Annotated in this window: 7 protein-coding genes; 6 read left to right on the top strand and 1 reads right to left on the bottom strand. The window is 41.7% G+C overall.

All coding sequences use genetic code 11. The annotated features are described in order from the left end of the window. Positions 1-244 precede the first annotated feature (244 nt). The gene (locus tag ACWXWT_RS19085; protein ID WP_456043156.1) at positions 245-694 is read left to right on the top strand and encodes a tellurite resistance TerB family protein; all 450 of its coding nucleotides are present in this window, start codon (positions 245-247) and stop codon (positions 692-694) included. Positions 695-705: 11 nt separating this feature from the next. On the opposite strand, the gene yjeH is transcribed toward ACWXWT_RS19085, so the two are convergent. Continuing rightward, on the bottom strand, positions 706-1,989 hold the full coding sequence (yjeH, locus tag ACWXWT_RS19080; protein ID WP_456043155.1) for an L-methionine/branched-chain amino acid transporter: 1,284 nt from the start codon (positions 1,987-1,989) through the stop codon (positions 706-708). A gap of 172 nt (positions 1,990-2,161) precedes the next feature. On the opposite strand from yjeH, the gene ACWXWT_RS19075 reads away from it, so the two are divergent. The 5 genes from ACWXWT_RS19075 to menE all read left to right on the top strand — a co-directional run bounded on the left by ACWXWT_RS19075 (position 2,162) and on the right by menE (position 7,798). Then, on the top strand, positions 2,162-2,590 hold the full coding sequence (locus tag ACWXWT_RS19075) for an Lrp/AsnC family transcriptional regulator (protein WP_456043157.1): 429 nt from the start codon (positions 2,162-2,164) through the stop codon (positions 2,588-2,590). A gap of 108 nt (positions 2,591-2,698) precedes the next feature. Next, on the top strand, positions 2,699-4,438 hold the full coding sequence (gene menD / locus ACWXWT_RS19070) for a 2-succinyl-5-enolpyruvyl-6-hydroxy-3-cyclohexene-1-carboxylic-acid synthase (protein ID WP_456043154.1): 1,740 nt from the start codon (positions 2,699-2,701) through the stop codon (positions 4,436-4,438). Further along, positions 4,420-5,250, top strand: coding sequence for a 2-succinyl-6-hydroxy-2,4-cyclohexadiene-1-carboxylate synthase (gene menH / locus ACWXWT_RS19065; protein ID WP_456043153.1), 831 nt, complete (start codon positions 4,420-4,422; stop codon positions 5,248-5,250). Before menD ends, menH begins: the two co-directional genes overlap by 19 nt. Positions 5,251-5,252: 2 nt before the next feature. Further along, positions 5,253-6,350: an o-succinylbenzoate synthase gene (gene menC, locus ACWXWT_RS19060; RefSeq protein ID WP_456043152.1), complete on the top strand. Its 1,098-nt coding sequence runs from the start codon at positions 5,253-5,255 to the stop codon at positions 6,348-6,350. Further along, a complete protein-coding gene (menE, locus tag ACWXWT_RS19055; RefSeq protein WP_456043151.1) occupies positions 6,347-7,798 on the top strand; it encodes an o-succinylbenzoate--CoA ligase in 1,452 nt (483 codons plus the stop codon). The genes menC and menE overlap by 4 nt, the downstream gene beginning before the upstream one ends. Positions 7,799-7,994: the final 196 nt, after the last annotated feature.

Below are 7,994 nucleotides of genomic sequence, written 5' to 3'. Positions count from 1 at the left end.
CTCTCAGGTATTCCACTTCTGTGTTACATCGATTTAAAAGGGAACACCATTTCTACATCAATGTGCCTTGAATTGAAAAACCTGAGAGACTCTGAACTGACCAGATATTTAATGAGATTGGTATTAAAACAACGTATCACCTACTATAACGCCTTGCGTTAACATTATTTAATCCCAAGCCATTCGCTTGGGATTATCATTTTTGCTAGCATCAAAATCAATAGCCCCATTTGACGGAATAATTATGATTGCCAAACTAAAGCAATTTATCCAATCGCATACTCAAGAGAGCAGCCCTGAAGATAAGGTAAAACATCTCAATTTAGCCGCAGCAACCCTCTTACTCGAAGTCGTATATGCAGATGAACACGTAGCAACGACGGAAGCCGCTTTGTTACCAGAAATGCTTATCAGCACCTTACAAATTAGCGCCGCCGAAGCGACAGAATTGTTGGATGACGCAAAACACAGCCGACATAACGCAACTTCACTGTTTGAATTTACAACCGAAATTAATAGCCAGTTTAGTGTTGAAGATAAGCAAAAGTTACTGCTTTCAATGTGGAGGTTAGCTTATGCCGACGGCGAATTATCACGTTACGAAGACCAAATTATTCGCCGTACAGCTGATTTATTATACTTAAAACACAGTGAACTCATACAAATGCGCAATATCGCCATAGAAACGCGCTAAGCTATCGCCAATTAACCTTGGCTATTACTGAGTAAGTATTTGCGCGTAAGATGTACTTTTTGCCACCACATAAAGGGAGCTATAACTACTACCAAAACAATGGCATAAGCCATATTACTGCCAAGAGCAATGCCCAAACCGATACAGAATAAACATCCCGCGACCACTAAGGGTAGATAACGTTTACTGAGTAACTTAGCCGCAGACAACATCGCCAATAAGTAAATAATGACAAATACACCATTGCTCCAAGCGATTAAATCTTCTAATTCCTGCGAGCTAAAATAGGTCGCTATAATAACAAGCGACATGGCACCCAAAATGGCAAATAAGGCTCTAAAAGGTACGCCATGCGAGTTTAATTTAACGAAATAACGCGGCACAATACCTTCTTTGCTAAAACTCCATAACAAACGCGCGGCACTCGCAGCATATACGTTAACTGTTGCTAACCCGCTGGCAATACCTAATACCCCAATAATATAAGCACCATATCCGCTCAAAAAGGTGTTTGATAACAAATAATCAAATGCCGATATCATCGCTAAACCATCACCTTCTGTTGGCACCATAAGCAATAGAAACGTACAGGCTAAATAGATAATCCCTACCAGCACAGTGCCCATCATCATTGCTGGCAACAAGTCTTTTTCTGGCTTACTGAAATCACTGGCAAGATGCGTCATGGCTTCAATGCCTAAAAAGCTCCAAAAACCAATCCCCATTGCTAGCATCACTCCACTAAACTGCGGATGACTACTATGTGCAAAGCTTTCCAATTGGTCGACATTCAATCCACTGGCACCAAATAATATTGCCACCACCGAAACAATCAACAAAGTCAATGCGAACTGTAATTTTGCCGACACCTGAATACCTTTAATATTCAGCAGTAATAACACCGCTACAATCAATAATTCTGCAACTAATTGACCCAGCCCAGAAATAGAGACTAAAGCCTCTAGAAATTGAAAGGTCATCAAAATTGCAGCGGGTGCGCCAATTGGGATCACTAACAAAAAGATCAGCCCGATAGTTCGACCAGCCGTAGCGCCAAAAGCCTTTTCAATAAAATAAGCCGGACCTGCCGCATGGGGAAATCGGCTTGCTAACAAACCAAACACTAATGCAACCGGGATAATCGCTACCGTTAATAATAACCATGCTAATAGCGAACCTGAGCCCGCTACCTCTATGGTCATTTGCGGCAAAATAAATACCCCAGTACCTAGCAATGTGGTGGCCATTAAGCCTGCGCCTTGCCAACGTCCAATTGTTGCGGTTATTTGATTCATTATCTTATTCTTACAGTAATATATTGCAATATTATAAGGCTAAACAGAAAAACAATCTGCGGGTTAATTAACTCAAGTTGCTTTACTTAACCGACAATATGATGGATATATAGCAACTTTCCGTCATAATGACTGAATGTGAATGAGTACACAGTTGTTAGGATACAAAGCATTGGATAAATTTGATAAAGCGATTATAAGCGAATTACGCCTTAATGCTCGACAGAGCATTTCATTTATTGCCGAGCAAGTGAGTTTGTCACGCAGTGCAGTGACAGAACGAATTAAAAAATTAGAGCTCTCGGGGGTTATCCGTGGCTATCAAGTGCTATTAAGTGAATCGCAAAAACAGGGCGTCTCCGCATACTTTGAAATTCAACATCGCTGTGCTCGTTGCGCTGAAGTCATTCATATATTTACCACCATACCTGAAGTGATTACTTGCCAAGGCATTACGGGCGATATGGATTTGTTGGTTTATGTGCATGCCAATTCAATGCAGCGATTACATGAAATTCGTGAATTTATTGATGCACAAGCCGACATAGTCAAAATTAAAACCCATGTGGTAATGAGCGAATGGATTAACAATCAAGCATAACCACAGACTTTTTGATAGATTTACCATAAAAATCTGCACTAAATCTTAGATATAACGAGAACTTGGCGTTACACTAATATTCGTTATTTATCTTGAATATGAGCCAATATGCAACAACAGACTAGCGCCGATATGAATTTATTATGGGGTCAATTGATCTTGGAAGAACTGGCACGCTTAGGCGTTAAGCATGTATGCATGGCACCAGGCTCTCGCTCGACTCCGCTAACATTGGCCGCAGCTAGTCAAACCCAACTCACACGTCATATCCACTTTGACGAACGTGGTTTAGGGTTTATGGCCCTTGGACTGGCAAAGGCCAGCAACGCGCCAGTGGCTATTATCACCACGTCAGGCACTGCGGTAGCCAATCTGTATCCGGCCATTGTAGAAGCGTGGTTAACTCATGTGCCCTTGATTGTGTTATCTGGCGATAGACCACCTGAATTAATTGATTGTGGTGCTAACCAAGCAATTGTTCAACCCGCTATATTTGCCCAATATGCTAAGCAAGTTAACCTACCGACTCCTGATATTGGTTATCCGGCCAATGCATTATTAAGTACTCTAGATCATGCAATCGCAAACCAACATCAACCGGTACACATAAACTGTATGTATCGCGAACCATTGTACCCGACAGAATTGATGACATTGGCCCATGTAAAAAAAATTGCCAGCGTCACCACCTCAACGTACCTTGCACCACTCAATCAGTGGTTTGACAATGCTAAACCACTCACTCACTATGCTGGTCTTAATAGTGCTGATTTACCCACAACAGACACATTAATGCGTTTTGTGCATGGCAAAGGCATCATTGTGGTTGGAACCTTGAGTCCTGAAGAGTCTCCTCAACAAATTATTGCATTAGCCCAAAAACTGGGCTGGCCAGTATTGGTTGATGCACAATCGCAGTTGCGTCAACATCCTGGGGTGATTGGTCACGTCGACCAGTTATTATTAAATCCTAAAGCTAACAAATTACTTGAACAAGCTGAGCGTGTATTAGTGTTTGGTGGGCGCTTTATTTCCAAACGTTTAATTCAATTTCTTGCTCAACAATCTTGGCATAGCTACTGGCAAGTAGTTAAGTTTGGCGATCGCTTAGATCAAAGCCACCAATCTAAAATGTTATATCAAGCAAGTGTGAAGGCTGTTTGCCAATTACCTTGGCCACGTTCATCACAAGCCAATTGGGCACTGCAATTACTACCATTGAATGAGTCGTTAGAAGTGCTGTTTAAACAACAAATCGACAATACAACATTTGGTGAGGCCCAAGTTGTGCGCTCCATTGCAGTGGCTCAAACAGATCAACATATATTATTTATCGGTAACAGTTTACCTATCCGACTCTATGATATGTATGCGCCAATCGCGACAAATTCTCCGGCAATTTATACTAACCGAGGAGCATCGGGAATTGATGGGTTAATGGCTACAGCCTGTGGCGTTGCAGCAGACCGAAAAGCACCGACAACCCTAGTAATAGGCGATATATCTTGCTTACATGATTTCAATTCGTTGGCCTTGTTAAAGCAAATGGCCCATCCATTTATATTAGTTATTCTCAACAATGATGGCGGTAATATTTTTAATTTATTACCCGTACCCAATGAAAACCTGCGCAATGATTTTTATCGTTTAAGCCATGGCTTAGAATTTGGTTATGGTGCCGCCATGTTTGGTTTAGCCTATCGACAAGCGGATGACATTGAATCCTTTAAGCAAGCTTATCAAGAAGCATTTGAGTTTAATTGCGCCTCAGTGATTGAAGTGAACGTCAGCCCAAATCAAGCAAGCGAGCAAATTGTTCAACTTAGTCAATGGGTAAAACAACACTAATGGTAATGATCCGTCGTTTTGGCCAGCCACACTTACCACCATTACTTATGCTGCATGGTTTTTTGGGCAGCAAAGACGACTGGTCAGTCTTAATGCCACGTTTAAGCCAACATTTTCATTGTATATGTATTGATTTACCTGGTCATGGCAATAATCTAGCCACTTTAGATTCGCCTGGTTTGCACCAAGCAGCAAAGCTTATTGTGAATAAAGTTCATGACATGGGGTACCAACTGTTTCATTTGTTGGGTTACTCACTAGGTGGGCGAATAGCACTGCATATTGCAGACAATTTCGCCGATTCACTATTGAGCCTGACTCTTGAATCCGCTCATCCTGGCTTACAAGATAGCCAACAACAAACAGCGCGGGCCAAAAGCGATAACCTTTGGGCCAACAAACTCCAAAATTTACCGATAACAGATTTTCTCGGTCTTTGGTATCAGCAAGCCGTTTTTAATGATCTAGATGAAAATGAAAAACAGCAACTTATTGCCATTCGTAGGATAAATAGTCCGCAACGTTTAGCCAATTGTTACCAAGCAACCTCGCTGAGCATGCAACAAGATTGCCGCAATGTACTCACTCGACTTGGCTGTCCCTGTCATTTTATCTATGGTGTGAATGATAAAAAGTTTGCCCAATTGGCTATAGATTGGCAAGCGACACTCGCTGATTCGGATTCGGTGAATTTACAATTACATCCATTGCAGGCCGCAGGTCATAATATTCACAGCCTACACCCTCAACTGTTTACCGACACCTTATTGACGCTATTGTGCTTAGATCCGCTTACGGATCCAAAGGAATAACAATGCCATCATCGGACGACTTAATCATAAGTAGCTGCACGCTCTATCAATATCAAATCCCACTCAACCCCAGCTTACCTGTAGGCATACAGAGAATTGATTTTCGTAAAGGATTAGTGCTTGATATCCAACTTAATAATCAGCAAACAGCATGGATTGAAATCGCCCCGCTTTCGGGCCTAGATATTGATAATCAAACGATAACGGGGTTTAGCCCAGAATCACTTGATGAGGTGACATCTCAGCTACTGCACATATTACCGAATTTGATCGATCAACCTTTAATGCTTTTAGCTGATATTACCAAACAAATGAAATTCGCCTCATTAGCATTTTCATTCAGCTTATTACATGCAAAATTAACTCACCAGCTGCCTATACGCATAGAGAATCCACAAACCCAATCTGCGACAGTGCCCCTGTTTTATGATGGCATGTCGCAACAGGCTATAAACCAAAAATTGCTGACTCAGGACAGCATAAACAGCGTTAAAATAAAAGTAGCCCAAACCAGCATGGCAAGCGAGATCCAATTTATTTATCAGGTACTAGCTGTCGCTCCACACGTTACATTACGTTTAGATGCCAATCGCGGTTTTAGTCTTGAACAGGCTATCGATTTTTTAGCTTGCTTGCCAAAGCATAAAATTGAATACATTGAAGAGCCTTGCATTAACCCGAGCGATAATGCGCAAATACACCGCCAGTTAGGGATAAAATACGCCTTAGATGAATCATTAAATTCGCCTAAATTTGATCTCGATTTAGCGTTACAACAACCCGGTTTAGGGGCGTTAATCATCAAGCCAATGTTATTAGGTTCGCTCGAAAAATTGCAAAATACGATAAGCCAAGCTCACCTTAATGGTGTTCGCTGTATTTTAAGCTCAAGCTTAGAGACCGATATAGGTATCAGCGACTTACGCTTAGTGAGTCAAGCATTAACCCCAGATGAATCACCAGGCCTTGATACATTAAGCGCCTTCACCCAAACATTATTGCTAGCAACCACTGCAGCATCACCACAACTACACCATAAGGCATTGCAACTAATCACTCACATAGGCCAAATAGGTTATTCAGATGAGGTCGAAATATGATGATGTCACCTTTGCACCAAACCGCATTAAGTCATCCAGATGCCATTGCGATTAAAACCGTCAACAAACATATTGATACTTGTATCAGCTATGCTCATTTAAGTGATTTAGTCCGCCATGTCGTAAAGCAATTGCAATCTCAAGGTGTTCAGCATGGCGACATTGTGGCTTGTGTGTCACATAATAATATTGAAATGATTTGTTTATATTGGGCATGTATTGACGCAGGGTGGATATTTTTACCCCTTTCACCTCGATTTGCTGATGTACAGATTAATCAACTTATCCAACGATTTGATCTGCAATGGTTATGGACCGACAACCCCAGCAAACAAAACGGGATAGATGTTGCCCATTGGCTCGATATTACACTCCCTCAAAGGCCAGAGGTAAGCACACCACAAACGCTTGAAGTATCACCATATCAAGCTTCAAATATTATTCTCACCTCTGGTTCAAGTGGCATGCCCAAAGCCGCAGTTCATTGTTTAATGAATCATGTTAGCAGCGCCAAAGGAGCTGCTACGTTTATCACGTTAAGTGCAACTGATGCGTGGCTATTATCGTTACCACTATTTCACATTGGCGGATTAGCAATTATTCACCGCTGCACCTCAGCGGGGGCCTGTATTGTGTTACGAGATCAAACACGAACATTGGCCGAACAACTTACCTCCAACCACATTACCCACGTATCATTGGTACCAACCCAAGCAATCCAGATTCTCCAACAACATCCAGCAGCATTTGCCAATATCAACGCAGTGCTATTAGGCGGTGGCGTAATTGAACCCGCACTTATTGAAGCGCTTCAGCACCAGCACATTAATGCTTATACCAGTTATGGCATGACAGAAATGAGCTCACAAATTACCACGGCTAAAGCAAACTTATCTGGTCATCATGGTGTTCCTCTGCCATCAAGACAGCTTACGTTAAAAGATGGGGTGATTTGGGTTAAAGGTGATTGTTTGTTTATGGGTTATCTCACCGATAAGGGCTTAAGCTTACCTTTAGATGAACAAGGGTGGTTTTGCACCAATGATAAAGGTGTCTTAGACCCCAATGGCCAACTCCATATTTTAGGACGAGTTGATAATATGTTTATTTGCGGTGGTGAAAATATTCACCCAGAGCAACTTGAAGCCGTGTTATTAACCCATCCTAATGTGGCCCAAGCCATTGTATTTGCTATTGCAGACACGACGTTTGGCTATCTACCTGCGGCCATTATTGATTACAGTGCGAACACGACTGAAACAGTGGACATTGAAACGGTTAATGTTCAGCTGTGTCAGTTGGTCGAATCGACGCTAGCACGCTTTAAGCGACCCAGGCAGTTTTACTCTTGGCCTAAAAATATCGTCGCTAGTGGCTTAAAAATACCAAGAAAAAGCATTATTAAAGCAATTCAAGTTCATCCAAATACCTTACCCACGACAGGCTAAATATTATACCAATCTCATTAAATATCTGGTCAGTTCAGAGTCTCTCAGGTTTTTCAATTCAAGGCACACTGATGTAGAAATGGTTGTTGCCTTTTAAATCGATGTAACACAGAAGTGGAATACCTGAGAGACTCCATTCTGGCGGGTTTCAAAGTCCTTTATGCTTCGTTAGATGCTTTCAAAATACGACTGCATG

It is taken from the genome of Shewanella sp. A22 (genome assembly GCF_053850585.1).
Note: the sequence above shows the minus strand (reverse complement) of the source record. Positions and strands in the feature narration are given on the sequence as shown.

Coding starts and splice junctions, on each gene's coding strand:
- menH (WP_456043153.1), top strand. CDS start 4,420: ATGGGTAAAACAACACTAATGGTAATGATCCGTCGTTTTGGCCAGCCA.
- menC (WP_456043152.1), top strand. CDS start 5,253: ATGCCATCATCGGACGACTTAATCATAAGTAGCTGCACGCTCTATCAA.
- menD (WP_456043154.1), top strand. CDS start 2,699: ATGCAACAACAGACTAGCGCCGATATGAATTTATTATGGGGTCAATTG.
- menE (WP_456043151.1), top strand. CDS start 6,347: ATGATGATGTCACCTTTGCACCAAACCGCATTAAGTCATCCAGATGCC.
- yjeH (WP_456043155.1), bottom strand. CDS start 1,989: ATGAATCAAATAACCGCAACAATTGGACGTTGGCAAGGCGCAGGCTTA.
- ACWXWT_RS19085 (WP_456043156.1), top strand. CDS start 245: ATGATTGCCAAACTAAAGCAATTTATCCAATCGCATACTCAAGAGAGC.